This is a genomic window from Rhodococcus sp. IEGM 1318, assembly GCF_033142465.1.
GTDB lineage: Bacteria > Actinomycetota > Actinomycetes > Mycobacteriales > Mycobacteriaceae > Rhodococcus_F > Rhodococcus_F qingshengii_B.
The window spans coordinates 158062-183681 of record NZ_JAWLSC010000014.1; the positions used below are offsets into that span (position 1 = coordinate 158062).

Genomic DNA, 25620 nt, shown 5'->3' on the forward strand with positions numbered 1-25620 from the left:
GGCAATAGGATGAATACCTGTGACTCCAGCTGACCTTGCCGAACTGCTCCGCGGAACCGCAGCGAGCGTCCTTGCCGATCGTGGCCTCGACGTATCCGTGCTGCCCGAAACCCTTACCGTCGAGCGACCACGCAACCCCGAGCACGGCGACTACGCCACCAACATTGCCATGCAGGTAGCCAAGAAGGTCGGCACGAATCCCCGCGAGTTGGCGGGCTGGATCGCCGAAGCCCTCACCGCTGCCGACGGAATCGAATCCGCCGAGATCGCCGGACCCGGCTTCCTCAATATCAGGCTCGACAAGGATGCCCAGGGCGCGATCGTCGTGTCGGTTCTCGAAGCCGGTGCGTCGTACGGCTCGGGTGACTCCCTCGCCGGCAAGAAGATCAACCTCGAATTCGTCTCGGCCAACCCCACCGGACCGATTCACCTCGGTGGAACCCGTTGGGCCGCAGTCGGAGACGCGCTCGGACGCATTCTGTCCGCGCAGGGTGGATTGGTCACCCGTGAGTACTACTTCAACGATCACGGTGCTCAGATCGACCGCTTCTCGCGCTCGCTGATCGCTGCAGCGAAGGGTGAACCTGCTCCCGAAGACGGTTACGCCGGTGCATACATCGCCGACATCGCCGCCTCGGTTCTGAAGCAGCGTCCCGACGTCATGGACCTGCCCGCCGACGAGCAGCAGGAAACCTTCCGCGCCATCGGTGTCGAATTGATGTTCACGCACATCAAGCAGACCCTCCACGACTTCGGCGTGGACTTCGACGTCTACTTCCACGAGAACTCGCTCTTCGAATCCGGTGCGGTCGAGAAGGCTGTCGAATCCCTCAAGGGTTCGGGCAACCTCTTCCACGAAGACGGTGCGTGGTGGCTCAAGAGCACCGACTACGGCGACGACAAGGACCGCGTCGTCATCAAGAGCGACGGCAACGCCGCTTACATCGCCGGTGACATCGCCTACTTCCAGAACAAGCGTGCCCGCGGGTTCGACCTCTGCATCTACATGCTCGGTGCCGACCATCATGGATACATCGGCCGTCTCAAGGCTGCCGCCGCCGCTTTCGGTGACGATCCGGACACCGTCGAGGTGCTGATCGGCCAGATGGTCAACCTCGTCAAGGACGGCACCGCCGTCAAGATGAGCAAGCGTGCAGGCACCGTCATCACCCTCGACGACCTGGTCGAGGTAATCGGCGTCGACGCCTCGCGCTACGTCATGATCCGCTCGTCGGTCGACTCCAGCATCGACATCGACCTGGACCTGTGGACGAAGACCAGCAGCGAGAACCCGGTCTATTACGTCCAGTACGCGCACGCCCGCCTTTCCGCGATCGCCCGCAACGCCGCAGACCTCGGACTCTCGGCCGACGCGAGCCACCTCGCCCTGCTCACCGTCGAGCAGGAGGGTGATCTCATCCGCACGATCGGCGAGTACCCGCGCGTCGTGTCGAGCGCAGCGAATCTGCGTGAGCCGCACCGTATTGCCCGCTACCTCGAAGAACTCGCGGGTGCGTACCACCGCTTCTACGGCGCGTGCCGCATCCTCCCGCAAGGCGACGAAGACGCCACTGACGTGCATCGCGCACGTCTGGCTCTTTGCGCCGCCACCCGACAGGTCCTGGCCAACGGCCTCGAACTGCTCGGCGTCACCGCACCGGAGCAAATGTGAACGCGCACCCAGCCGGCCCGAAACATGCCGAGCAGTTGCAGGCCCCCGGCTTGCCCGACCGTCCGGCCACCCCCGAAGCCTTCGGTGAACTCTCACCGCAGGTGTGGCCGCGCAACGCTTCTCGCGGTGACGACGGCGAAGTAACCCTCGCGGGCGTCAAGGTCAGTGAACTTGCCGAGAAGTACGGCACCCCGCTGTTCGTCATCGACGAGGACGACTTCCGCTCGCGCTGCCGTGACATGGCCCGCGCTTTCGGCCCGGATGCCAAGGTGCACTACGCATCCAAGGCTTTCCTCTGCGGCGAGATCGCACGCTGGGTCGCCGACGAAGGCCTCTCGCTCGACGTCTGCTCCGGCGGCGAACTGGCGATCGCGTTGCACGCGGACTTCCCGGCCGAGCGAATTGCCATGCACGGCAACAACAAGTCCGTCGCCGAACTGGCCGCCGGCGTCGCCGCAGGTGTGGGGCACGTCGTGCTCGACTCGGCGATCGAGATCGACCGCCTCGATCGCGTCGCCGGTGAGGCTGGTGTCGTTCAGGACGTGTTGATCCGCCTGACCGTCGGCGTCGAAGCGCATACCCACGAATTCATCTCCACCGCACATGAAGACCAGAAGTTCGGCTTCTCGCTGGCTGGGGGAGCGGCAATCGACGCGGTCCGCCGCGTCTTCGCCGCCGACAACCTGCGACTGGTCGGACTGCACAGCCATATCGGCTCGCAGATCTTCGACGTCGACGGTTTCGAGGTGGCAGCACACCGCGTGATCGGATTGCTCCGCGAGGTTGTCACCGAGTTCGGCGTCGAGAAGACCAAGCAGATTTCGATCATCGACCTCGGCGGCGGCATGGGGATCTCGTACATCCCGTCCGACGACCCGCCGCCCGTCGACGAACTGGCAGCAAAGCTCGGTCACATCGTGCGCAACGAGTCCGCACTGGCCGGACTGCCGGAGCCGACGCTTGCCGTCGAACCCGGCCGCGCCATCGCCGGACCGGGCACGGTGACGCTCTACGAGGTCGGCACCATCAAGGACGTCACGGTGGGTAGCTCGCTGACACGCCGCTACATCAGCGTCGACGGCGGGATGAGCGACAACATCCGCACGTCCCTCTACGGTGCGGAGTACGAAGCCAAGTTGGTTTCGCGAACTTCCGAGGCTGATCCTGTCGTTGCACGTATCGTCGGTAAGCACTGCGAGTCCGGTGACGTGGTCATTCGGGACACCTGGATGCCCGAGGACGTCGGGCCCGGTGATTTACTAGCGGTAGCAGCGACCGGTGCATACTGCTATTCGATGTCGAGCAGGTACAACCTGCTCACCCGCCCAGCCGTGGTGGCGGTGCGTGACGGAGTCTCACGCGTGATTCTGCGGAGGGAAACAGTGGAAGATCTGCTCAGCTTGGAGGTATCGCAGTGACGAGCGAATCGGCGCATCGCGCTATCGGTGTGGCCGTTCTCGGCCTCGGCAACGTCGGGAGCGAGGTCGTCCGGATCATTCGTGAGCAGGCCGAGGAACTCGAAGCTCGCGTCGGTGCCCCGTTGGAACTGCGGGGAGTTGCCGTTCGCCGTATCGGCTCGGACCGCGGAATTCCCGAGGAACTGCAGACGACGGACGCCGAGTCCCTGGTCGGTCGTGACGACGTCGACATCGTCGTCGAGGTGATCGGCGGAATCGAGCTCCCTCGCAAGCTGATTCTCTCCTCCCTCAACTCCGGCAAGTCGGTCGTGACCGCCAACAAGGCGCTGCTCGCGGACCACACCGGTGAATTGGCGGAGGCTGCAGAGGCCAACTCGGTCGACTTGTACTTCGAGGCCGCTGTTGCCGGCGCGATCCCCGTGATCCGTCCGCTCACGCAGTCCTTGGCCGGAGACCGCGTCAACAAGGTCGCCGGAATCGTGAACGGCACCACCAACTTCATCCTCTCCGCGATGGACGAGACCGGGGCCGACTACGAGGAGACACTGGCCGAAGCCGGACGCCTGGGTTACGCGGAAGCCGATCCAACCGCGGACGTCGAAGGCTACGACGCGGCGGCGAAGGCTGCGATCCTCGCGTCGATCGCATTCCACACCCGCGTCACTGCCGCGGACGTGTACCGCGAAGGAATCTCCACGATCACCTCTGCCGACCTGGCGTCGGCGAAGGCACTCGACTGCACGATCAAGTTGCTCTCGATCTGCGAGCGCATCGTCACACCCAAGGGCAAGGAGCGGATTTCCGCTCGCGTGTACCCGGCGCTGGTTCCGCTCAGTCACCCGCTCGCTTCGGTGAACGGCGCGTTCAACGCCGTTGTCGTGGAAGCAGAGAATGCCGGCCGGCTCATGTTCTACGGCCAGGGCGCAGGCGGCGCCCCCACCGCTTCCGCGGTGATGGGTGACTTGGTGATGGCGGCGCGCAACAAGGTTCACGGCGGCCGCGGCCCCCGCGAGTCCAAGTACGCCAAGCTGAAGGTCGCCCCGATGGGCGACATCCTCACGCGCTACTACGTGAACATGGAGGTCGCGGACAAGGAAGGTGTGCTGTCCGCAGTCGCCGCCGAGTTCGCCAAGCACGGCGTGAGCATCTCCGTCGTCCGCCAGGAGGGCGCCGGCGCCGGCGCGCGTCTGGTGGTCGTCACTCATGTAGCAACCGACGCGGCTCTGTCCGAGACCGTGGCGGCCCTCAACGAACTCGAATTCGTCACCGCTGTGACCAGCGTGCTGCGACTGGAAGGCACTGAACAATGACCGGCATCGTCAACCCCGTCCACAAGGCATGGCCGGGTCTCATCGAGGCATACCGGGACCGTCTCGCGATCGGTGACAACTGGAAGACCGTCACCTTGCGCGAAGGTGGCACCCCGCTCCTGCCGGCCGGCCACCTCTCCGAGATCACCGGCTGCGACGTCTACCTCAAGGTCGAGGGTCTCAACCCCACCGGTTCCTTCAAGGACCGCGGCATGACGATGGCCGTCACCGACGCCTTGGCCCGTGGCCAGCGCGCAGTTCTGTGCGCGTCCACCGGCAACACCTCCGCCTCGGCCGCGGCGTATGCAGCCAAGGCCGGCATGACCTGCGCCGTGCTCATCCCGCAGGGCAAGATCGCCATGGGCAAGCTCGCGCAGGCAGTCATGCACGGCGCCAAGATCATTCAGGTCCAGGGCAACTTCGACGACTGCCTCGAGTTGGCACGCAAGACCACGGCGGAATTCCCCACCATCGGTCTGGTCAACTCGGTCAACCCGGTGCGCATCGAAGGTCAGAAGACCGCGGCATTCGAGATCATGGACGTGCTCGGCAAGGCTCCCGACGTGCACGCCCTCCCGGTCGGAAACGCCGGAAACATCACCGCGTACTGGCGCGGTTACTCGGAGTACTACGCGGACGGTCTGACCACGGTGAAGCCCCGCATGCTCGGCGTTCAGGCTGCCGGTGCGGCTCCGCTGGTCAACGGCGCACCCGTCAAGGATCCCGAAACCATCGCTACCGCAATCCGAATCGGTTCCCCCGCTTCTTGGAACGGCGCTGTCGCCGCGAAGGAAGAGTCGAACGGTGCGTTCCGTGCCGCCACCGACGAGAAGATCCTCGAGGCTTACCGTCTGATCGCCGCCACCGAGGGCGTCTTCGTCGAACCGGCGTCGGCAGCCAGCGTCGCCGGCCTGCTCGCCGCACGTGCAGAGGGCTGGCTCGAGCCAGGCCTGACCGTCGTGTGCACGGTGACCGGTAACGGTCTCAAGGATCCTGACACGGCTTTGAAGGGTATGCCGAACGTCGAGCCGATCGGTGTCGATCCCGTTGCCGTTGCGGCTGCCCTCGAGCTTGCATAGTGTCCGTGGATTCATCGACCACTCCGCGGAATCCGGTGTCTGACATGACTATAACCCTGCCTATCGGTCTTTCGGTGACTGCTCGCGTCCCGGCCTCGAGTGCAAACTTGGGGCCGGGGTTCGACACCCTCGGTCTGGCGTTGGGGTTGTACGACGAAATTGTGGTCACCACAACGGATTCAGGTCTCCAGATTCGCGTCGAGGGTGAAGGTGCTGCCGACGTCCCTTGGGGTCCTTCGCATCTCGTGGTTCGCGCAATCGAGCGTGGTCTCGAAGCGGCTGGAGTGTGGGCAAGTGGCCTGGACGTGTTGTGCCGCAACGCGATCCCGCATTCACGCGGGCTGGGGTCCTCGGCTTCCGCGGCCGTCGGCGGACTCGCTGCGGCCAACGGTCTGGCACGCGCGCTCGATGCCGAGATCGGTTTGACGGAAGATCAGTTGGTTCAGCTCTCTTCCGAGTTCGAAGGTCACCCGGACAACGCGTCTGCCAGTGTTCTCGGCGGCGCAGTCGTCTCGTGGAGTTGCCCGCCGGCCATCGAAGGCGACGAGCCGATCTACTCCGCGGCGAAACTCGACGTACATCCCGATATCCGTGCCGTTGCACTGGTTCCCGAGGAACGGTCGTCCACCGCACACACCCGTGGGCTCCTGCCCGAATTGGTTCCGCACCAGGATGCGTCGTTCAACGCGAGCCGCAGTGCACTTGCCGTCGTCGCGCTCACGGCTCGGCCTGATCTGTTGATGGCAGCTACCGAAGATCGCCTGCATCAAGCACAGCGCGCGCCCGCTCTACCGCTCACGACTCGGTGGATCGGCATCCTGCGTGAGGCCGGCATCGCTGCGACCGTTTCCGGAGCAGGTCCCACCGTGTTGGCGCTCAGCACAGAACCGTTCCCCGTCGAACTCGCCGAAGCGGCGCGGGCAGACGGACTCCGTGTGCTCGAATTGGACATCGCCGACGGCGTCGAAGTATCCACGACCACGGTCTGATCCCTGCCTTGGTCCTGGTGATCGCGCACTACCGATCGGTAGTGAACTGACACACCCAGTCGTCCAAATTCTTGCCGGACTCAGGTTTGGGCGCTATCCTGGGCTATGTCCGTACATCGTGCGCGTCAGTCGCCGGTGCATCACCAGGGGGCAAAACTCCTTCCCAATCGGGGTCCACAGTCCTTGGCATGATTCTCGCAGGCATGATCCTCGCGCTTGTACCTTCTCCGAAGGTTTGGATCCTCCGCGGATCGAACACTCAGAGGTTCCACAACTCTGGGGTTCACCACACGGGGGAGTGAATCGACGACGAAGGCGCGTTGGGCAGGTTTGCGAGCGCATGAAAAGTTTGAGGCGAGAGTTTCTGACAATCATGTGACGGCGGACAAGCCGGCAGTTCTGGACAGCAACCACGTACGGCACCACCGAGTTCGGTATTCAATCGAACTGCGGGACGAACCCTCGACTTTGCGCAGTGCGAGTGAGGGAAGGAAAGGACCTCCGTGACCGATACGGACCTCATCGCCACTTCTGCACCCGCCGGGTCGGAATCAGGCGACAATTCTCAGGCGTCATCTTCAGCATCGAACGGTGCGGTGGCGACCTCCACGAAGCGTGCGGAAACGCGTCGTGGTGCCGGACTCTCCGGCATGGTGCTCACCGAACTCCGCACTCTTGCGGGTGAACTGGGCATCAAAGGCACTTCCGGTATGCGCAAGGGCGACCTGATCGCAGCCATCAAGGAGCGCCAGGGCGGCAGCGCAAAGGCTGCACCCGCACAGAGCGAACTCACGCTCGACGACGCACCCGTTGCGCGCACTCGTGCCAAGAGCACTCGCGCAGCACGTACCGAAACCCCCGCAGCCGAAACAGCTCCGGCAGCCGAATCCGCTCCTGCCGAGGCCGCGCCTGCGCGTACCGAATCCGCCGAGGATTCCGATCAGAGCGCACCCCGTCGCGGACGTCAGCGTCGCGGCGCCGCTCGTCGTGCAGGTTCACCCGACCAGGGTGAACTGAGCATCGAGCAGGAAGCACCTTCGGCCAAGTCCGACGCGGACACCGCGAAGGCCGCCGATACCTCGAAAGCCAACGAGACCGCCCAGGCTGAGGCTCCGGCCGAGCGTCCGGCACGCACCGAGGGCAAGTCCGACGCTGATCAGGCGCCCGCTGAGCAGGGCAACGAGCGTCCCCGCCGCGAGCGCAACCGCGACAACCAGGGTCAGCGCGACAACCAGGGCCAGCGCGACAACCAGGGCCAGCGCGACAACCAGGGCCAGCGCGACAACCAAGGCAACCGGGGCAACCAGGACCGTCAGGATCGCCAGGATCGCGGTAACCAGAACAACGCAGGCCAGAACAACGCCGGTCCGCGTACGGACAACCGCAACAACGGCCCGGACGACGACGAAGAGGGTGGACGCGGACGCCGCGGACGCCGCTTCCGTGAGCGTCGTGGCCGTGGTCGCGACCGCGGTGAGGGTGGCGCACCCAACGATTCGCGCGAGACCGAGATCCGTGAGGACGACGTCCTGCAGCCAGTCGCCGGCATCCTCGACGTCCTCGACAACTACGCCTTCGTGCGTACGTCCGGGTACCTCGCCGGTCCCAACGACGTCTACGTCTCCATGAACCTGATCCGCAAGAACGGCCTTCGCCGTGGCGACGCCATCACCGGTGCCGTCCGGGTCTCGCGTGACGGTGAGCAGGGCAGTCAGCGTCAGAAGTTCAACCCACTGGTCCGTATCGACACGGTCAATGGCGGCGACATCGAGGCCGCGAAGAAGCGCCCCGAGTTCAACAAGCTCACGCCGCTGTACCCGAACCAGCGTCTGCGCCTCGAGACCGAGCAGCACATTCTCACGACGCGTGTCATCGACCTGGTGATGCCCATCGGTAAGGGCCAGCGTGCCCTCATCGTGAGCCCTCCCAAGGCCGGTAAGACCAGCGTGTTGCAGGCGATCGCGAATGCCGTCGCCACCAACAATCCTGAGTGCTACCTGATGGTCATCCTCGTGGACGAGCGTCCCGAGGAAGTGACCGACATGCAGCGCAGTGTGAAGGGTGAGGTCATTTCCTCCACCTTCGACCGCCCGCCGGGAGATCACACCGCAGTTGCTGAGCTGGCAATCGAGCGTGCGAAGCGCCTGGTCGAGATGGGTAAGGACGTCGTCGTACTGCTCGACTCCATCACGCGTCTGGGTCGTGCGTACAACAACTCCTCGCCGGCATCGGGACGCATCCTCTCCGGTGGTGTCGACTCGACGGCCCTGTACCCGCCGAAGCGTTTCCTCGGTGCTGCCCGCAACATCGAGAACGGTGGATCGCTCACCATCATCGCTACCGCAATGGTCGAGACCGGATCCACCGGCGACACCGTGATCTTCGAAGAGTTCAAGGGCACCGGCAACGCCGAGCTCAAGCTCGATCGCAAGATCGCCGAACGCCGCGTGTTCCCGGCCGTGGACGTCAACCCGTCCAGCACGCGTAAGGACGAGCTGCTCCTGAGCCCGGACGAAGCTGCGGTGCTGCACAAGCTCCGCCGCGTCCTGTCCGGTCTGGACTCGCATCAGGCCATCGATCTGCTGATTGATCGACTGAAGAAGAGCAAGAACAACCTCGAGTTCCTGATGCAGGTCTCCAAGACCGCACCGGGTGCGATCGACGACTGATCGACTCGACGTCAAAAGGCCCACAACCAGCTGGTTGTGGGCCTTTTGCATGGGCGGAACAAAACCGAGGGGCAGTGCGTTGACACCTTCGTACAGCCACCCCGAGGCGTGCGAGACGCGGATTATCTGGTGAGGTACCGCATCTGGCATACTGAACGGCCGAGTCCGGTTCCGGTTCACGATGTCGATTGGCGACGTCGACCCGGCGACCATTGAAAGGGACACCATGAAGGCAGGAATCCACCCAACTTACGTAGCGACCACCGTCGTCTGCGGTTGCGGTAACACGTTCGAGACCCACAGCACCAAGGAGTCCGGACGCATCAACGTCGAGGTTTGCTCGCAGTGCCACCCGTTCTACACGGGCAAGCAGAAGATTCTCGACACCGGTGGACGCGTCGCTCGCTTCGAGGCTCGCTACGGCAAGCGCGCAGACAGCAAGGTCCCGGCCACCGAGTCCTAGCTGTTCCGCCGACGCCCGATCTGCCATGCGCAGATCGGGCGTCGGCTTTTTTGTGCCTGCACTCGGTTTGCGCGTTTCCCGGGTCCCGGCGTCGAAATACCTTCAAGCGCGCACCGTAGGAATCGAAACTCAGAGCGGAGCGAACCATGGCAGGCGCAACCCAGCCCTCGGCCATCGACGACATCTTGGCGGAGCACGCCGGTCTCGAAGCACAGATGTCCGATCCGGCGCTGCACAACGACCCTGCGGCTGCCAGGCGTGTCGGTAAGCGCTTCTCCGAGCTCTCGCCGATTATGTCGACGTACAACAAGCTCACGGCCGCACAAGACGATCTGGAAGCCGCGCGCGAACTCGCTGCCGACGATTCCAGCTTCGCCGCCGAGATCCCCGATCTCGAAGCCGAGGTCACGCAGCTCGAGCAGACGCTGACCGATCAGTTAGCACCCCGAGATCCGCACGACGGCGACGACATCGTCCTCGAAGTGAAGTCCGGTGAGGGTGGCGAAGAATCCGCACTCTTCGCCTCGGACCTGGCCCGCATGTACGTCCGGTACGCGGAACGGCACGGCTGGCGCGTCGAGATTCTCGACGCGACGGTCTCCGATCTCGGCGGATACAAGGAAGCCACGCTGTCGATCAAGAGCAAGTCCGACACCCCGGACGGAGTGTGGGCGCGGCTGAAGTTCGAGGGCGGCGTTCACCGCGTCCAGCGAGTGCCCGTCACCGAATCCCAGGGACGCGTTCACACTTCGGCCGCCGGCGTTCTGGTGTACCCGGAACCCGAAGAGGTCGAGCAGGTTCAGATCGACGAAAGTGACCTGCGTATCGACGTCTACCGTTCGTCCGGCAAGGGCGGTCAGGGCGTCAACACGACGGACTCCGCTGTTCGAATCACGCACCTTCCGACCGGCATCGTCGTCACCTGTCAGAATGAGCGTTCACAGCTTCAGAACAAGGCTCGCGCCATGCAGGTGCTCGCAGCCCGTTTGCAGGTAGTCGCCGAGGAGGCCGCGGACGCAGAAGCGTCGGCAGGTCGCCAGAGTCAGGTTCGGACGGTGGACCGTTCGGAGCGCATCCGCACTTACAACTTCCCCGAGAACCGCATCACCGATCACCGCATCGGATTCAAGTCACACAACCTCGATGCGGTGCTCGACGGTGACCTCGACGCACTCCTCGACGCATTGGGCAAGGCGGACCGAGAGGCGCGTCTCGCGGCCGAGTAGATGCAGACCATGACTGACCTTCCCCCCGCCGGGAACTCGGTGAACCGCGTGTCGGTCGAGCGTGGCAGGCTGTACCCGTGAGTCGACTTCCACTTCGTTTGGCGCTGATCGAAGCTGCAAAACAGCTCGACGCCGCAGGTGTGCCCAGCCCACGCACCGACGCCGAGTTGTTGGCATCCCACCTGCTCGGCGTCGAACGCACGCGTCTCGGTTTGATCCCGTTGGTCGATCCCGAGGTCATCGCGGCGTTCGACGAGTTGGTTGCGCAACGAGTGAAGCGGATTCCGTTGCAGCACATCATCGGAGTCGCGTCGATGGGCAACATCGACGTCGCTGTCGGTCCGGGTGTCTTCATTCCACGGCCCGAAACCGAACTGCTCATGGGTTGGGCGCTCTCGTTCCTCGAAGGTTGCGGGAGTAAGCCGCCGGTAGTCCTGGACCTGTGCACGGGATCGGGTGTCCTCGCGCTGTCCATCGCCGAGGCTCGCCCCGACGCAGTCGTGCACGCCGTGGAGAAGGAGCCCGCCGCGCTGGCGTGGGCGCGTCGTAATGCCGCCGACCGCGAGGCCGCCGGTGATACACCGATCCATCTGCATCAGGGCGATGTCACCGATCGGAACCTGTTGCCAGGGCTCGAGGGGGGCGTCGATCTGGTCGTTTCCAATCCGCCGTACATCCCCGAAGGCGCGCAATTGCAGCCTGAGGTCATCGATTACGACCCACACACCGCACTGTTCGGCGGTGCCGACGGTCTGTCCGTCATCAAACCCATGATCAGCAACATCGCGCGGTGGCTTCGCATCGGCGGCGCGGCAGGCATCGAGCACGACGACACCAATGGGGACGGCGTCGCTGCGCTGTTCTCGGCGCGCCGGGTATTCGGCGAGGTCGCGCAGCATCCAGATCTTGCCGGTCGTCCGCGCTTCGTCGTCGCCAGACGTGTCGCCACCGACGTCGAAGCCCAGCGGAATCGAACGCCCGAAGCGCAGAGTGAAAGGATGGCTGAGTGAGCACCGTGTACGACTGCAGTCAGACAGATTCCCGAACCGCAGGCTTGGCCGCCGCGAAGAACGCGCTCAAGGCAGGCCGACTCGTAGTTCTCCCTACCGACACCCTTTACGGACTCGCCGCCGACGCGTTCGACAGCGAAGCTGTCACGAGTCTGTTGCGCGCCAAGGGCCGCGGACGAGACATGCCTGTCCCGGTTCTGGTCGGATCGTGGAACACCATCGACGGACTCGTCTACAGCGTGCGCCCGCAGGCGCGGGATCTGATCCGCGCGTTCTGGCCCGGTGGACTGAGCTTGGTCGTCGAGCAGGCACCTTCACTCGCCTGGGACCTGGGCGATACCCGCGGAACGGTCATGCTTCGCATGCCCCTGCACCCGGTTGCCCTCGAATTGTTGCGCGATGTCGGACCGCTTGCCGTCTCGAGCGCCAACATTTCGGGGCGTCCGCCGGCAACTACCGTCGAGGAAGCCCGAGATCAGCTCGGCGGATCTGCCAGCGTGTACCTCGACGGAGGCAAGGCCGAACACGCCGTTGCTTCCACGATCGTCGACCTGACCGGCAATTCACCGCGTATCTTGCGAGTGGGTGCCGTCTCGGCAGAATCCATCGCCGAGGTATTGGGCACCAGTCCGGAAAGCCTCGTAGAGGGAGCTTCGTAACGATGGTCGGCGCCGGCGGCGAGCGCGCGGGGGAATCCAAGTACTGGGGACCGGATTTCGGTGAGCTTGCCACGGCAGACCCCGAGATCGCGGCTATTGCGCTGGCCGAACTCGAGCGTCAGCGCGACGGACTTCAACTCATCGCGAGCGAGAACTTCACCTGCCCTGCCGTACTGGCTGCCTTGGGTTCGACCCTGAGCAACAAGTACGCCGAGGGCTATCCGGGTCGGCGTTACTACGGCGGGTGCGAGTACGTCGACGTAGCCGAGAATCTGGCGATCGATCGGGCAAAGGCGCTGTTCGGCGCCGAGCACGTCAACGTCCAACCGCATTCGGGGGCCACTGCGAATCTCGCGGTGTATGCCGCTTTCGCCAAGCCCGGCGACACCGTATTGGCGATGAGTCTGCCGCACGGTGGGCATCTGACTCACGGGTCTCGGGTCAGCTTTTCGGGGCAGTGGTTCACCACCGTTCCCTATCACGTCGATTCGGCCACCGAATTGATCGACTACGACGAGGTTCGCACCCTGGCTCTGGCGCACAAGCCGAAAATCATCGTCGCCGGCGCTACCGCGTATTCCCGCACCATCGACTTCGCAGCCTTCCGGTCGATCGCAGACGAGGTCGGTGCGATTCTGTGGGTCGACGCCGCCCACTTCATCGGACTGGTGGCAGGTCGGGCGATACCGTCGTGCGTTCCCTATGCCGACGTCGTCTCCGCGACGACGCACAAAGTCCTCAGAGGCCCGCGCGGCGGAATGATCCTGTGCCGCAGCGAGCATGCCTCGGCTGTCGATCGTGCGGTGTTCCCCTTCATTCAAGGCGGCCCGATGATGCATGCGATCGCCGGGAAAGCGGTTGCGTTCAAAGAGGCGTCGACGCCGGAATATCGTTGGTATGCACAGGAAGTGGTTGCCAACGCATCGGCACTCGCGCAGTCGTTGGAAGCTCGCGGTCTGCGCACCGTGTCCGGGGGAACCGACACGCATCTGGCGCTTCTCGACCTGCGCGCAATCGGCGTCGCCGGAGTCGACGCCGAGCGTAGGTGCGGACTGGCTTCGATCACGCTCAACAAGAACGCGATTCCGTTCGATCCGCAGTCGCCCGCCGTCACGTCCGGAATCCGCGTCGGATCTGCGGCCGTCACGACCCAGGGTTTCAACCGCTCCGACATGAGCGTGGTGGGGGAGTTGATCGCGCGCGCAGTTGTCGCGGACCCCGCCACCACGTCTGGAGAGGCCGAGTTGGCAGCAGTTGCCGACGGCGTTCGCGAATTGGTCCGGGCAAAGCCTGCCTATGCCCGCCAGACGGGTGATCTCGCGCAGTGATCACTTCCTACGAGGCGACCACGTATCTGGCACAGGGTGGCGGGGGAGCGGGTGTTCCCATCCGTGAACTTTTGCTCGTGCTGTGTACGGCGGCGGTGGTGACCTACCTGGCGACTGGCGCTGTCCGGTTGTTGGCGCTGCGGTTCGGCGCTGTCGCGATTCCTCGTGATCGGGACGTTCACGTCGAGCCGATTCCGCGCCTCGGTGGCGTCGGAATGTACATCGGCATGGCTGTCGGTCTGCTGTTCGCGCAGCAATTACCGGCGCTCACAAGAGGTTTCGGCTTCGGTAGTCCAGATGTACACGCTGCGCTCGTCGCGGGCGCCGTCATCGTCCTCGTGGGCGTGATCGACGACAGGTGGGGCCTCGACGCTCTCACCAAGTTCGTGGGTCAGGTGACTGCTGCCGGAGTTCTTGTGGTGATGGGCGTCAGTTGGTTCATCATCTACAACCCTTTCGGTGGAGACGGTGGGTCCACGATCATCCTCGATCAGATTCAATCGGGACTGTTCACGGTGGCTATCGCCGTGGCGACCATCAACGCGATGAACTTCGTCGACGGTCTCGACGGATTGGCCGCCGGTTTGGGCCTCATCGCGGCCTTGGCGATCCTCATCTTCTCGATCGGTCTGCTCCACGATCAGGGCGGCGACGCGAGCGTCTATCCGCCGGCGATGATCGCGGCAGCCTTGGCAGGCGCTTGTCTCGGTTTTCTTCCGCACAACTTCAATCCAGCGCGCATTTTCATGGGCGATTCCGGGTCGATGTTGATCGGTCTGATGCTGGCTGCGATCTCGACCAGCGCGTCCGGTCGTATTCCGCTCGCTGCCTACGGAACCCGCGACCTCGTCGGCCTTCTCGCGCCGTTGTTGCTGGTCGGAGCTGTGATGTTCATCCCCATGCTGGACATGCTCCTGGCCGTGATCCGCCGGACGAAAGCGGGCGTCAGTCCGTTCAGTCCGGACAAGATGCACCTGCATCATCGCCTCCTGCAAATCGGACACACGCACCGACGGGTTGTGCTGGTCATCTACCTGTGGGTCAGCGTTCTGGCTTTCGGTGCCGTCGGATCCTCGCTGCTCAATCGTCAGCTGGTTGTCGTACTGGTTGCGGCCGGGTTGGTCATTGCCTTGTTCTTCACCGCGGTGCCGTCCCTGATCGATCGCAAGCAACAGCGTCGGTAGCCAAGTTTCCCGATCCATTACCCTTGGGCATCGTGACGAACACGCCGCAGCCTGTACCTGCCTCGCAACCCATCCCTGATTCGACCGCCGCCATGAAGTCGGCCGTGAAGTGGGGTGTGATGGGGCTGATCGCGCTGGCCGTGGTCGGCGCGCTCCTGGGCGGGCTCTTCGCCGGCAAGGAAGGCGTCTACGGCGCTTTGATCGGAGCAGCCGTCGGCGGCGGGTTCATTCTGTTCACGGCACTGGGCGTGCTGCTCACAGCGAAGTTGCCTGCGCTCACGGCTGGCGCCGTTCTTCTCGGCACGTGGCTGCTGAAGATGATTCTCGCGATGGTTGTTCTCTTTGTCCTCTCGGACATGGATTTCTACAACAAGACCGCTCTCGTCCTGGTCATCATCATGTCGCTGGTCGTCGTGCTCGGTGCGGAGACATACGGCGTTCTCGGAACCAAAACTCCGTACGTCGATCCCACTCCCAGCAGCAACGTCGACGACGACCAGTAGTACTACAAGAGGTAACTAATCGGACTTCCAGGTACCCCATCTACACAATGTCGTAGATGACTTGATAAGGTTCGGTTCAAGCGAGAGCAATGGTGGGCCGAGTAACACTCAGCCGACGATGCCATGTGCTCGCAGGTGGTCGAAATTCTGACCACTGAGTCGACGAGAGTCGCCGACACCGACAGACGCCAGGCCCCTCTAGGGTTCTCCAGCTGCTGACGAATGCGCGAGTCGAACTTGTCGACTTGTAGATCGTCAATGTCCGATCGAACCGCAGTCAATGATGGCTGCGGACCGACTACGGGAGAGAACGCTGAGCGTCACCACCCTGGCCGCGGATGAATTCCATGCGCCGTCACTAGACGATTTTTTCCCGCCCTCCGTGTTGATTCACGCGGGCCCCTTCGAGCTCGACCGTCTGATGCTGATTCGTCTGCTGATGTCGGTACTGGTCGCAGCCTTCTTCGTGATCGCGATGCGCAGTCCTCGATTGGTTCCCCGCGGACTTCAGAACGCAGCTGAGCTTGCGCTCGACTTCGTTCGCATCAACATCGCCGAGGAGATCCTGGGCAAGGAACAGGGCAAGCGCTTCCTGCCGGTCATCACGACGATCTTCTTCATCGTGGTCGCCAGCAACCTGGCCAGCATCATTCCTTTCCTGAACATCTCGCCGAACGCGCGAATCGGTATGCCGCTGGTACTCGCAGCGCTCGCCTACATCGTGTTCAACTACGTGGGAATCAAGAAGTACGGCTTCTTCAAGTACGTCAAGAGCAGCATCGTCGTTCCCGGCGTCCCGTTGCCCTTGCACTTCCTGTTGGTGCCCATCGAGTTCATCTCGACCTTCATCCTGCGTCCGTTCACGCTGATGGTTCGTCTCATGGCCAACATGTTGGCCGGCCACATCCTGCTGGTGCTGTTCTTCAGCGCGACGAACTACTTCTTCTTCGTGTCCGGCGGATTCCAGGCGATCTTCGGTGTTCCGTCGATCATTGCCGGTATCGCATTCACGTTCTTCGAGCTGCTGGTCATCTTCCTGCAGGCTTACGTGTTCGCGTTGCTGACCGCGGTGTACATCGATCTGGCGCTCCACGCCGACGAGCACTGACCTTTTACCTCCTCACCAGCTACACCAAGAACTGAGCCTCTTGCCGAATCCGGCGGAGGTCAACAGAAAGGGAATGGAACACCATGAGCATCGCTTACCTCGCTCAGGAAGTTGTCGAGACCAAGTCGCGCGGCTACGGAGCCATCGGCTACGGCCTCGCAGCAATCGGCCCCGGCATCGGCGTGGGCATCGTTGTGGGCAAGGCAATCGAAGGCATGGTCCGCCAGCCCGAGATGGCCGGCCAGGTTCGTACCACCATGTTCCTCGGTATTGCATTCACCGAGGCCCTCGCGCTGATCGGCCTCGTCGCCGGCTTCATCTTCTAAGACCGACATGGCAGCCACCATCGCAATTCTCGCGGCGGAGGGGACGACTGAACACAATCCCCTCATCCCCGAGACATACGACATCGTGTGGTCCGCGGTCGCGCTCGTAGTAGTTGGCTTCGTCTTCTGGAAGCTCGTTCTTCCGAAGTTCCAGAAGGTCTTGGCCGAACGCACCGAGCAGATCGAGGGCGGCATCAAGAAAGCCGAAGACGCACAGGCGGAGGCAGCAGCAGCGCTCGAGCAGTACCGCGCACAGCTCGCCGAAGCTCGTACCGAGGCAGCGCAGATCCGTGAGGAAGCGCGTACCCAGGGTCAGCAGATCATCGCTGACATGAAGGTTCAGGCGCAGGACGAGAGCGACCGCATCGTGGCCGCAGGTCACAGCCAGCTCGTCGCCCAGCGTCAGCAGATCGTCGCTGAGCTCCGCTCGGATCTCGGCAAGACCGCTGTAGACCTGGCCGAGAAGGTCATCGGGGAGTCCCTCGCCGACGACGTGAAGCGCGCCGGAACGGTTGATCGTTTCCTCAACGAGCTCGACACCGTCAGCGCTGATTCAGCCAGGAAGTGAGCAACATGTACGCAGCGAGCCGTGAAGCCTTGGCGCAGACTCGTTCTGCGCTGAGCAGTGCCCTGGGCGCCGTCTCTGCAGGAGCCGCAACTGCTGCTTCTGCTCAGGCTGGGTCCGAGCTCTTCTCGGTGGTCGAGGTACTCGACGGCCAGCGCGCTCTTCGCAGCGCGCTGGCTGACGCTTCGGCACCGGCCGCTGGTCGCCAGGCTTTGGCAGAGCAGTTGTTCTCCGGAAAGGTCGGCGCCGAGGCGCTCGCCACCGTGAAGGCAGCTGCAGGCCAGGACTGGTCTGCGGCCCGCGACTTGGTCAACTCGCTCGAACTGCTCGGACGCGAAGCTCTGCTCCGCGCCGCAGCCGATCAGAGCCAGTTGGACACCGTTGAGGACGAGCTCTTCCGTCTCGGTCGCATCGTGGCAGGGGATCCCAGCCTGGAGCAGACGCTCTCGGATCTGTCGGTTCCCGCAGCCCGCAAGCGTGAGTTCCTCTCCCGCTTGCTCTACGGCAAGGTCACCGCGGTCACCGAGGCACTCGCCGGACAGGCCGTCGGCCGGTTGAAGTCTGCACCCGCAGACACTTTCGATCAGCTGTCGAATCTTGCCGCAGCGCAGCGCGATACCACCGTTGCTCACGTTCGCAGCGCCTCGGCGTTGAGCTCGGAGCAGTCGGATCGCTTGGCCAGCACTCTTACCCGCACCTACGGGAAGCCGGTAGCAGTACACGTCGAGGTCGATCCAGAACTCCTCAGCGGCTTGGTCGTCCGGGTGGGCGACGAGGTTATCGACGGCAGCGCAGCGGGTCGACTCGCAGCACTGCGGAAGAACCTCAAGTAGTCCTTCAGCCGAACACATACTCCAGATCTTTTCGAAGACCAGACACCGAGAGCAGGAAAAACATGGCGGAGCTGACGATCTCCTCCGACGAGATCCGTAGCGCGATCGATAACTACACCGCGAGCTACTCCCCGGAGGCCTCCCGTGAGGAGGTCGGCACAGTGACCGACACCAGTGACGGCATTGCGCACGTCTCTGGCCTGCCTTCGGCTATGTCCAACGAGCTGTTGGAGTTCCCCGGTGGAATCGTCGGCGTCGCGCTCAACCTGGATGCCACCGAAATCGGTGCCGTCATCCTTGGCGATTACCAGAACATCCAAGAAGGCCAGGAAGTAAAGCGCACGGGCGACGTTCTGTCGGTTCCCGTCGGCGATGCTTTCCTCGGCCGCGTCATCGACCCGCTGGGTGCGCCCATCGACGGCCTCGGCGAGATCGAGAGCACCGAGAACCGTGCACTCGAATTGCAGGCTGCTTCGGTGCTCGAGCGCCAGCCGGTCGAAGAGCCGCTTCAGACCGGAATCAAGGCTATCGACGCCATGACCCCGATCGGCCGCGGCCAGCGCCAGCTCATCATCGGCGACCGCAAGACCGGCAAGACCGCGGTCTGCATCGACGCCATCCTGAACCAGAAGGCCAACTGGGATTCCGGCGATGTCAACAAGCAGGTTCGCTGCATCTACGTTGCCATCGGTCAGAAGGGTTCCACCATCGCGGGCGTCAAGGCTGCCCTCGAGGAGAAGGGCGCGATGGAGTACACCACCATCGTTGCTGCTCCGGCATCTGATTCCGCAGGCTTCAAGTGGCTCGCACCGTACACCGGCTCGGCCATCGGCCAGCACTGGATGTACCAGGGCAAGCACGTTCTGGTCGTGTTCGACGACCTGACCAAGCAGGCAGAGGCGTACCGCGCCATCTCGCTCCTGCTGCGTCGCCCGCCGGGACGCGAGGCTTACCCCGGTGACGTCTTCTACTTGCACTCCCGTCTGCTGGAGCGTTCGGCGAAGCTGTCCGACGCACTCGGCGGTGGCTCGCTGACGGCTCTGCCGATCATTGAGACCAAGGCGAACGACGTCTCGGCATACATCCCGACCAACGTCATCTCCATCACCGACGGTCAGGTGTTCCTCGAGTCCGACCTGTTCAACAAGGGCGTTCGCCCCGCGATCAACGTCGGTATCTCGGTCTCCCGCGTCGGTGGCGCTGCACAGACCAAGGGCATGAAGAAGGTTTCCGGTTCGCTGCGTCTGGAACTGGCTCAGTTCCGTGAGCTCGAAGCGTTCTCCGCCTTCGCATCCGACCTCGACGCTGCCTCCAAGGCTCAGCTCGAGCGCGGTGCCCGTCTGGTCGAGCTGCTCAAGCAGGATCAGTACAGCCCGATCCCCGTCGAGGACCAGATCGTCTCGATCTACCTCGCAGGCGAAGGCATCTTCGACAGCGTTCCGATCGGCGACGTCCGTCGCTTCGAGAAGGAACTGCTCGAAGACCTCAAGCACTCGGCTGCAAGCGTCTACTCCAGCATCAACGGCGGTAAGGCACTCGATGCCGACAACGCTGCTGAGCTGATCGCTGCAACGAACAAGTTCAAGGAAGGCTTCATCGCATCCGACGGAAGCCGGGTCGTGAACGAAGCCGAGGCTGACGCTTTGGGCGCCGACGAGGTCGCGAACGAGCAGATCAACGTCAAGCGCAAGACCGTCAGCAAGTGACGTACGCGCCCATGACACTGCGAATTCCGAAGGGAGAGTGATTGATCGATGGCGAGCATTCTCGAATTGCGGTCTCGTATCAAGTCGGTCAACTCGACCAAGAAGATCACCAAGGCACAGGAACTGATCGCGACTTCGCGTATCACCAAGGCTCAGATTCGCGTCGCCGCGTCCAAGCCGTATGCCGAGGAGATCACGAAGGTACTCACCGAATTGGCGAGTGCGTCTGCTTCGCTCGATCACCCGTTGCTCAACGAGCGTCCGGAGCCCAAGCGGGCTGCTGTGCTTGTTGTCACCAGTGACCGCGGCATGTGTGGTGGCTACAACTCCAACGTCCTCAAGCAGGCAGAAGAGCTCATGGCTCTCCTCCGCAGCGAGGGCAAGGAGCCGGTCGTCTACGTGCTCGGTTCCAAGGGACTCGGCTACTACACGTTCCGCGGCCGCGACATCGGTGCTGCGTGGACGGGCTTCTCGCAGGATCCGGGTTACTCGGATGCAGCGAAGGCCAGCCGCCACCTGGTGGAGCTGTTCATGGCTGGTTCGGGTAACCAGGTTGCCGCTCCGAACGGTGAAGGCACGATCGAGGGCGTCGACGAACTCCATATCGTCTACACCCGCTTCGTGTCGATGCTGACGCAGACTCCCGAGGTTCGCCGTATGGCTCCTCTCGAGGTCTTCGTGTCGGAAGAGCGCATCGAACTCGGTGACGACATGCTGACCAACGGCCACGACGACGACCATGACAATGGCCCCGTCGCGGACTTCAGCTTCGAGCCCGAGCCCGAGAAGCTTCTCGGTGCTCTTCTCCCGAAGTACGTCAGCACTCGTATCTTCTCGTCGCTTCTCGATGCTGCGGCATCGGAGTCGGCAGCCCGTCGTACAGCTATGAAGGCCGCGACGGACAACGCAAACGAACTGGTGAACACGTTGAGCCGTCAGGCCAACCAGGCTCGCCAGGCCCAGATCACCCAGGAAATCAGCGAGATCGTCGGCGGCGCCAACGCGCTCGCCTCGAGCGCAGGAAGTGACTAGCACATGACCGCAGCAGTAACCGAAAACAACGGGGCAGGTTCGGCTTCGGCCGTAGCCGGCCGCGTCGTGCGGGTCATCGGTCCCGTCGTGGACGTTGAATTCCCGCGTGGCGCTGTTCCTGAACTGTTCAACGCCCTGAACGCCGAGATCACGCTTCCCTCGGTCGCCAAGACGCTGACGCTCGAGGTTGCACAGCACCTCGGTGACAACCTGGTCCGCACCGTCTCCATGCAGCCCACCGACGGCCTCGTCCGCGGCACTGCAGTGACCGACTCGGGAAAGCCGATCTCGGTTCCCGTCGGTGACGTCGTCAAGGGCCACGTGTTCAACGCACTGGGCGATTGCCTCGACACCCCGGGCCTCGGCCGCGACGGCGAGCAGTGGGGCATCCACCGCAAGCCACCAGCCTTCGATCAGCTCGAAGGTAAGACCGAGATCCTCGAGACCGGCATCAAGGTCATCGACCTTCTCACCCCGTACGTCAAGGGCGGAAAGATCGGCCTGTTCGGTGGCGCCGGCGTCGGCAAGACCGTTCTGATCCAGGAAATGATCACGCGTATCGCTCGCGAGTTCTCGGGCACCTCGGTGTTCGCAGGCGTCGGTGAGCGTACCCGTGAGGGCACCGACCTCCACCTGGAAATGGAAGAGATGGGCGTCCTCCAGGACACCGCCCTTGTCTTCGGCCAGATGGACGAGCCGCCCGGAACGCGTATGCGCGTCGCCCTGTCCGCACTGACGATGGCGGAGTACTTCCGCGACGTTCAGGGCCAGGACGTCCTGTTGTTCATCGACAACATCTTCCGCTTCACGCAGGCAGGTTCCGAGGTTTCCACCCTCCTCGGCCGTATGCCTTCGGCAGTGGGCTACCAGCCCACGCTGGCGGACGAGATGGGTGAGCTGCAGGAGCGCATCACCTCGACCCGCGGTCGCTCGATCACCTCGCTGCAGGCTATTTACGTGCCCGCCGACGACTACACCGACCCCGCACCGGCTACGACGTTCGCGCACCTCGATGCCACCACCGAGCTCTCGCGCCCGATTTCGCAGATGGGTATCTACCCCGCTGTGGATCCGCTGAGCTCGACCTCCCGCATCCTGGAGCCCGGCATCGTCGGTGCAGAGCACTTCCGCGTTGCCAACGAGGTCAAGCGCATCCTGCAGAAGTACAAGGAACTGCAGGACATCATCGCCATCCTCGGTATGGACGAGCTTCAGGAAGAGGACAAGGTCCTCGTCGGCCGCGCCCGTCGTATCCAGAAGTTCCTCGGCCAGAACTTCATCGTTGCCGAGAAGTTCACCGGTGAGCCCGGCTCCGTCGTGCCGCTCCGCGACACGATCGAAGCCTTCGACCGCGTCTGCAAGGGCGAGTTCGATCACCTGCCCGAGCAGGCATTCAACAGCTGCGGTGGACTCGACGACGTCGAGGCTGCAGCCAAGAAGATGGCCGGGAAGTAGTCCACGATGGCTGAGATGACCGTAGAACTCGTTGCCGTCGAGCAGCGCTTGTGGTCTGGTTCGGCGACGCTGGTCAGCGCTCAGACCACCGAGGGTGAAATCGGAATCATGCCTGGGCATGAGCCGGTCCTCGGCCAGCTGATCGAGGGCGGAACCGTGTCGATCACCTCGGTCGACGGCGAGCGTATCGTTGCTGCAGTACACGGAGGGTTCCTCTCCGTCACTGCGACGACGGTGACGATCCTTGCCGAGTCCGCGGACATGGCACAGGACATCGACGTCGAGGCAGCCAAGGCTGTCTTGGCTGAGAACTCGGGCGACCTCGAAGCGATTGCGGTCGCCAAGGGTCAGCTCCGGGCCGTCGAGCGCGCGTAAGTTACTCGAGTAAAGCCGCGACGGGAGCCGACGAACAGTGACATTCGGAATGACTGTGTTGATCATTCTGGTTGTGCTGCTCGCGGTTCTCGTCGCGGCTTTTCTGTATCGTCTGCTGGTTCTACGTCGCGGCGGTACCGCTGCACTGCTTCGTGTTCTGCCATCCCCGGGGGACAGCGGGTGGCGTCACGGAATCATTCGCTACGGCGAAACCACCTTCGTCTTTTTCAAACTGTCGAGTCTGCGGCCAGGCCCGGACTCCAGGATTGATCGTCAAGGTATCGAGGTCGAGAGCCGTCGCTCTCCCTCGGGTACCGAATTCGACATCATGAGCGACGACATCGTCGTGGTCAAGGTCAACGACGGCTCGTCGGCCTACGAAATTGCCTTGGACAGTGGAGCATTGACAGCGTTCCTGTCCTGGGTCGAATCGCGGCCGGACGGGCGCGCCCGTAGGCGACGCACCGCCTGACCGGTGCCGCTCAAGCCCCGGCGCCGGGCTTCCAGAGCACATCGCCTTCAGGATTTGCCACTCTTCCCATGATGAAGAGCAGATCCGACAATCTGTTGAGGTATTTCGCGGGGAGGACGCTCGTGTCTTCCGGGTTCGCATGGATGGCGGACCAGGCTGCACGCTCCGCACGCCGCGAGACGGTTCTTGCTACGTGAAGCAGGGCTCCCAGGGCAGTTCCGCCCGGCAGAATGAACGAATTCAACGGTTCCAGTTGCTCATTGAGTTCATCGCACCAGCCTTCGAGTCGATCGATGTAGGCCTGAGTCACTCGTAGCGGCGGGTACTTCGGGTTCTCGACCACGGGGGTGGACAAGTCGGCCCCTGCGTCGAAGAGGTCGTTCTGGATCTGGCGCAGCATTGCGAGGAGATTCTCCGGGGGAGTGCCGAGGGCAACGGCCACACCAATCGCTGCATTGGTCTCGTCGCAATCCGCGTAGGCGATCAGACGCGGATCGTTCTTGGACACGCGGGAAAAATCGCTGAGGCCCGTGGTCCCGTCGTCGCCGGTGCGGGTGTAGATCTTCGTCAGGTGAACAGACATAGGGCTACGGTACCGGCGCGGTGCCGACGAAGTTGTGGCTCTAGGCTGTGAACCGTGAGTGAGCACTTTCTTGTGACCGGGGGTAACCGCCTCGAAGGTGAAGTACTGGTGGGAGGGGCCAAGAACAGTGTGTTGAAGCTGATGGCCGCTGCGCTGTTGGCCGAAGGCACAACTGTCGTGACCAACTGTCCGGACATTCTCGACGTACCCCTGATGGCGGACGTTCTGCGAGGTCTGGGCTGCGAAGTTGAACTCGAAGACTCCGAAGTGCGCATCACGACGCCGGCCGAGCCGAAGTATCACGCTGACTTCGACGCGGTGAAACAGTTTCGAGCGTCGGTGTGTGTGCTTGGTCCGCTGGTAGCGCGTTGTCGACGCGCTGTTGTCGCCTTGCCTGGCGGTGACGCCATCGGTTCGAGGCCCCTCGACATGCACCAATCCGGGCTCCGCCTGTTGGGTGCGCGCAGCGAGATCGAGCATGGATGTGTAGTTGCCGAGGCAGATGACCTGCACGGCGCGAATATTCGCCTGGTGTTCCCGTCGGTGGGTGCAACCGAGAACATCTTGATGGCAGCGGTCCTCGCCCGTGGTGAGACAGTGATCGACAACGCTGCACGCGAGCCCGAGATCGTGGATCTGTGCAACATGCTCAACGAGATGGGTGCCAAGGTGTCGGGCGGCGGAAGTTCGACGCTCACCATTCAAGGCGTCCGCAAGCTGGAACCGACTACGCATCGTGTCATCGGTGACCGGATCGTCGCGGCAACGTGGGGTGTCGCAGCATCGATGACCAGGGGCGACGTCCGCGTTCGCGGGGTCAACCACAAGCATCTCGGACTGGTCCTCGACAAGCTTCGGACAGCCGGCGCGGAGGTGACGCCCGAGGTCGACGGCTTCCGTGTCATCCAGCGCGAACGGCCTAAGGCGGTCAATTTCGCAACCTTGCCTTATCCCGGATTCCCCACCGACCTGCAGCCGATGGCAATCGGCTTGGCTGCGGTTGCCGAAGGCACGTCGATGATCACCGAGAACGTGTTCGAATCACGTTTCCGATTTGTCGAGGAAATGATCCGACTGGGCGCCGACGCTCGTACTGATGGTCACCATGCTGTGATCCGCGGCGTTCCGGTGTTGTCGAGTGCGCCGGTGTGGTCTTCGGACATTCGGGCTGGCGCCGGGCTCGTGCTTGCCGGGTTGGTCGCGGACGGGACTACCGAAGTTCACGACATCTTCCATATCGACCGTGGGTACCCGCGATTCGTCGAGAATCTCCGTGGACTCGGGGGAGTGATCGAGCGGGTGGGCACCGAATAGGTATCGGTGCTCGGCGTCACACTCGGGCCTATTCGCAGTTGGCGGAAAGGCTCAACTGTTTGACCTGGCCTTGGCTGGTGAACCGGTGTTGTGACCAGGCGATTTGTGAATTGATCGAAGGTTCGCGTAACTTATTCCAAGTCAGAGCGACACGGACACCGACTCCCACCTGCGAGGGTGAGTGACACGAGGTTGTACGAAGTGCCTGACCAAATTTCGAAGTAGTTTCAATCATGTATGGTTGTGCTTCACCTTCAGTTCTTACCCGGATGTTCAGCGGTTTGCGCCGATGATCATGATGGGATAGGCTGGAAAAGTTGCCCCGGAGCGGCGGCCATAGG

The 25620-nt window shown here is 63.1% G+C and carries 24 protein-coding genes; 23 read left to right on the forward strand and 1 reads right to left on the reverse strand.

The window, feature by feature from the left end:
* Positions 1 to 19: 19 nt before the first annotated feature.
* The 22 genes from argS to R4P65_RS27835 all read left to right on the forward strand — a co-directional run bounded on the left by argS (position 20) and on the right by R4P65_RS27835 (position 23382).
* Complete coding sequence (gene argS, locus R4P65_RS27730; protein ID WP_317828901.1) at positions 20 to 1672, forward strand: arginine--tRNA ligase; 1653 nt, start codon at positions 20 to 22, stop codon at positions 1670 to 1672.
* A complete protein-coding gene (lysA, locus tag R4P65_RS27735; RefSeq protein WP_317828902.1) occupies positions 1669 to 3090 on the forward strand; it encodes a diaminopimelate decarboxylase in 1422 nt (473 codons plus the stop codon). The genes argS and lysA overlap by 4 nt, the downstream gene beginning before the upstream one ends.
* Positions 3087 to 4400, forward strand: a complete 1314-nt coding sequence (locus R4P65_RS27740) for a homoserine dehydrogenase (protein WP_007726192.1) — start codon at positions 3087 to 3089, stop codon at positions 4398 to 4400. The genes lysA and R4P65_RS27740 overlap by 4 nt, the downstream gene beginning before the upstream one ends.
* Positions 4397 to 5479: a threonine synthase gene (gene thrC / locus R4P65_RS27745; RefSeq protein ID WP_003941280.1), complete on the forward strand. Its 1083-nt coding sequence runs from the start codon at positions 4397 to 4399 to the stop codon at positions 5477 to 5479. The genes R4P65_RS27740 and thrC overlap by 4 nt, the downstream gene beginning before the upstream one ends.
* A gap of 44 nt (positions 5480 to 5523) precedes the next feature.
* The gene (thrB, locus tag R4P65_RS27750) at positions 5524 to 6468 is read left to right on the forward strand and encodes a homoserine kinase (RefSeq protein WP_317828903.1); all 945 of its coding nucleotides are present in this window, start codon (positions 5524 to 5526) and stop codon (positions 6466 to 6468) included.
* 503 nt (positions 6469 to 6971) lie between these two features.
* The gene (rho, locus tag R4P65_RS27755) at positions 6972 to 9137 is read left to right on the forward strand and encodes a transcription termination factor Rho (RefSeq protein WP_317828904.1); all 2166 of its coding nucleotides are present in this window, start codon (positions 6972 to 6974) and stop codon (positions 9135 to 9137) included.
* A 226-nt stretch (positions 9138 to 9363) separates the two neighbouring features.
* On the forward strand, positions 9364 to 9600 hold the full coding sequence (gene rpmE, locus R4P65_RS27760) for a 50S ribosomal protein L31 (protein WP_003941310.1): 237 nt from the start codon (positions 9364 to 9366) through the stop codon (positions 9598 to 9600).
* 146 nt (positions 9601 to 9746) lie between these two features.
* Positions 9747 to 10826 (forward strand): peptide chain release factor 1, encoded by a 1080-nt coding sequence (prfA, locus tag R4P65_RS27765; RefSeq protein ID WP_230817057.1) that lies wholly within the window; start codon positions 9747 to 9749, stop codon positions 10824 to 10826.
* A 77-nt stretch (positions 10827 to 10903) separates the two neighbouring features.
* Positions 10904 to 11836, forward strand: a complete 933-nt coding sequence (prmC, locus tag R4P65_RS27770; RefSeq protein WP_230817058.1) for a peptide chain release factor N(5)-glutamine methyltransferase — start codon at positions 10904 to 10906, stop codon at positions 11834 to 11836.
* Complete coding sequence (locus R4P65_RS27775; protein WP_317828905.1) at positions 11833 to 12495, forward strand: L-threonylcarbamoyladenylate synthase; 663 nt, start codon at positions 11833 to 11835, stop codon at positions 12493 to 12495. The genes prmC and R4P65_RS27775 overlap by 4 nt, the downstream gene beginning before the upstream one ends.
* 2 nt (positions 12496 to 12497) lie before the next feature.
* Complete coding sequence (gene glyA / locus R4P65_RS27780; RefSeq protein ID WP_317828906.1) at positions 12498 to 13823, forward strand: serine hydroxymethyltransferase; 1326 nt, start codon at positions 12498 to 12500, stop codon at positions 13821 to 13823.
* A complete protein-coding gene (locus R4P65_RS27785; RefSeq protein ID WP_317828907.1) occupies positions 13820 to 15007 on the forward strand; it encodes an MraY family glycosyltransferase in 1188 nt (395 codons plus the stop codon). Before glyA ends, R4P65_RS27785 begins: the two co-directional genes overlap by 4 nt.
* Before the next feature lie 32 nt (positions 15008 to 15039).
* Positions 15040 to 15510 (forward strand): hypothetical protein, encoded by a 471-nt coding sequence (locus R4P65_RS27790; protein WP_411742595.1) that lies wholly within the window; start codon positions 15040 to 15042, stop codon positions 15508 to 15510.
* A gap of 280 nt (positions 15511 to 15790) precedes the next feature.
* Positions 15791 to 16618 (forward strand): F0F1 ATP synthase subunit A, encoded by an 828-nt coding sequence (gene atpB, locus R4P65_RS27795; protein ID WP_042445557.1) that lies wholly within the window; start codon positions 15791 to 15793, stop codon positions 16616 to 16618.
* Between the two features lie 83 nt (positions 16619 to 16701).
* Entirely contained in the window at positions 16702 to 16944 is a 243-nt protein-coding gene (locus tag R4P65_RS27800) for an ATP synthase F0 subunit C (protein WP_003941327.1), read from the forward strand.
* A 7-nt stretch (positions 16945 to 16951) separates the two neighbouring features.
* Positions 16952 to 17512, forward strand: coding sequence for a F0F1 ATP synthase subunit B (locus R4P65_RS27805; RefSeq protein ID WP_003941337.1), 561 nt, complete (start codon positions 16952 to 16954; stop codon positions 17510 to 17512).
* 5 nt (positions 17513 to 17517) lie between these two features.
* On the forward strand, positions 17518 to 18342 hold the full coding sequence (locus tag R4P65_RS27810) for a F0F1 ATP synthase subunit delta (RefSeq protein WP_003941304.1): 825 nt from the start codon (positions 17518 to 17520) through the stop codon (positions 18340 to 18342).
* Positions 18343 to 18404: 62 nt separating this feature from the next.
* Complete coding sequence (gene atpA, locus R4P65_RS27815) at positions 18405 to 20048, forward strand: F0F1 ATP synthase subunit alpha (RefSeq protein ID WP_317828908.1); 1644 nt, start codon at positions 18405 to 18407, stop codon at positions 20046 to 20048.
* Positions 20049 to 20096: 48 nt separating this feature from the next.
* Positions 20097 to 21080: a F0F1 ATP synthase subunit gamma gene (locus R4P65_RS27820; protein ID WP_003941320.1), complete on the forward strand. Its 984-nt coding sequence runs from the start codon at positions 20097 to 20099 to the stop codon at positions 21078 to 21080.
* Positions 21081 to 21083: 3 nt separating this feature from the next.
* On the forward strand, positions 21084 to 22535 hold the full coding sequence (gene atpD, locus R4P65_RS27825) for a F0F1 ATP synthase subunit beta (RefSeq protein ID WP_003941349.1): 1452 nt from the start codon (positions 21084 to 21086) through the stop codon (positions 22533 to 22535).
* Positions 22536 to 22541: 6 nt separating this feature from the next.
* Positions 22542 to 22910 carry a F0F1 ATP synthase subunit epsilon gene (locus tag R4P65_RS27830; RefSeq protein ID WP_003941287.1) on the forward strand — a complete coding sequence of 123 codons (369 nt, stop codon included), beginning with the start codon at positions 22542 to 22544 and terminating at the stop codon, positions 22908 to 22910.
* Between the two features lie 49 nt (positions 22911 to 22959).
* On the forward strand, positions 22960 to 23382 hold the full coding sequence (locus R4P65_RS27835; protein WP_230817064.1) for a DUF2550 domain-containing protein: 423 nt from the start codon (positions 22960 to 22962) through the stop codon (positions 23380 to 23382).
* A 10-nt stretch (positions 23383 to 23392) separates the two neighbouring features.
* On the opposite strand, the gene R4P65_RS27840 is transcribed toward R4P65_RS27835, so the two are convergent.
* Positions 23393 to 23965, reverse strand: a complete 573-nt coding sequence (locus tag R4P65_RS27840) for a cob(I)yrinic acid a,c-diamide adenosyltransferase (RefSeq protein WP_230817065.1) — start codon at positions 23963 to 23965, stop codon at positions 23393 to 23395.
* Between the two features lie 54 nt (positions 23966 to 24019).
* On the opposite strand from R4P65_RS27840, the gene murA reads away from it, so the two are divergent.
* On the forward strand, positions 24020 to 25279 hold the full coding sequence (gene murA, locus R4P65_RS27845) for a UDP-N-acetylglucosamine 1-carboxyvinyltransferase (protein WP_095971611.1): 1260 nt from the start codon (positions 24020 to 24022) through the stop codon (positions 25277 to 25279).
* Positions 25280 to 25620: the final 341 nt, after the last annotated feature.

Excerpts from the sequence above, each read along its gene's own strand:
- thrC (WP_003941280.1), top strand. The coding sequence starts at position 4,397 with ATGACCGGCATCGTCAACCCCGTCCACAAGGCATGGCCGGGTCTCATC.
- thrB (WP_317828903.1), top strand. The coding sequence starts at position 5,524 with ATGACTATAACCCTGCCTATCGGTCTTTCGGTGACTGCTCGCGTCCCG.
- rpmE (WP_003941310.1), top strand. The coding sequence starts at position 9,364 with ATGAAGGCAGGAATCCACCCAACTTACGTAGCGACCACCGTCGTCTGC.
- prfA (WP_230817057.1), top strand. The coding sequence starts at position 9,747 with ATGGCAGGCGCAACCCAGCCCTCGGCCATCGACGACATCTTGGCGGAG.
- glyA (WP_317828906.1), top strand. The coding sequence starts at position 12,498 with ATGGTCGGCGCCGGCGGCGAGCGCGCGGGGGAATCCAAGTACTGGGGA.
- atpB (WP_042445557.1), top strand. The coding sequence starts at position 15,791 with ATGATGGCTGCGGACCGACTACGGGAGAGAACGCTGAGCGTCACCACC.
- R4P65_RS27800 (WP_003941327.1), top strand. The coding sequence starts at position 16,702 with ATGAGCATCGCTTACCTCGCTCAGGAAGTTGTCGAGACCAAGTCGCGC.
- R4P65_RS27805 (WP_003941337.1), top strand. The coding sequence starts at position 16,952 with ATGGCAGCCACCATCGCAATTCTCGCGGCGGAGGGGACGACTGAACAC.
- R4P65_RS27810 (WP_003941304.1), top strand. The coding sequence starts at position 17,518 with ATGTACGCAGCGAGCCGTGAAGCCTTGGCGCAGACTCGTTCTGCGCTG.
- atpA (WP_317828908.1), top strand. The coding sequence starts at position 18,405 with ATGGCGGAGCTGACGATCTCCTCCGACGAGATCCGTAGCGCGATCGAT.
- R4P65_RS27820 (WP_003941320.1), top strand. The coding sequence starts at position 20,097 with ATGGCGAGCATTCTCGAATTGCGGTCTCGTATCAAGTCGGTCAACTCG.
- atpD (WP_003941349.1), top strand. The coding sequence starts at position 21,084 with ATGACCGCAGCAGTAACCGAAAACAACGGGGCAGGTTCGGCTTCGGCC.
- R4P65_RS27830 (WP_003941287.1), top strand. The coding sequence starts at position 22,542 with ATGGCTGAGATGACCGTAGAACTCGTTGCCGTCGAGCAGCGCTTGTGG.
- R4P65_RS27835 (WP_230817064.1), top strand. The coding sequence starts at position 22,960 with ATGACTGTGTTGATCATTCTGGTTGTGCTGCTCGCGGTTCTCGTCGCG.
- R4P65_RS27840 (WP_230817065.1), bottom strand. The coding sequence starts at position 23,965 with ATGTCTGTTCACCTGACGAAGATCTACACCCGCACCGGCGACGACGGG.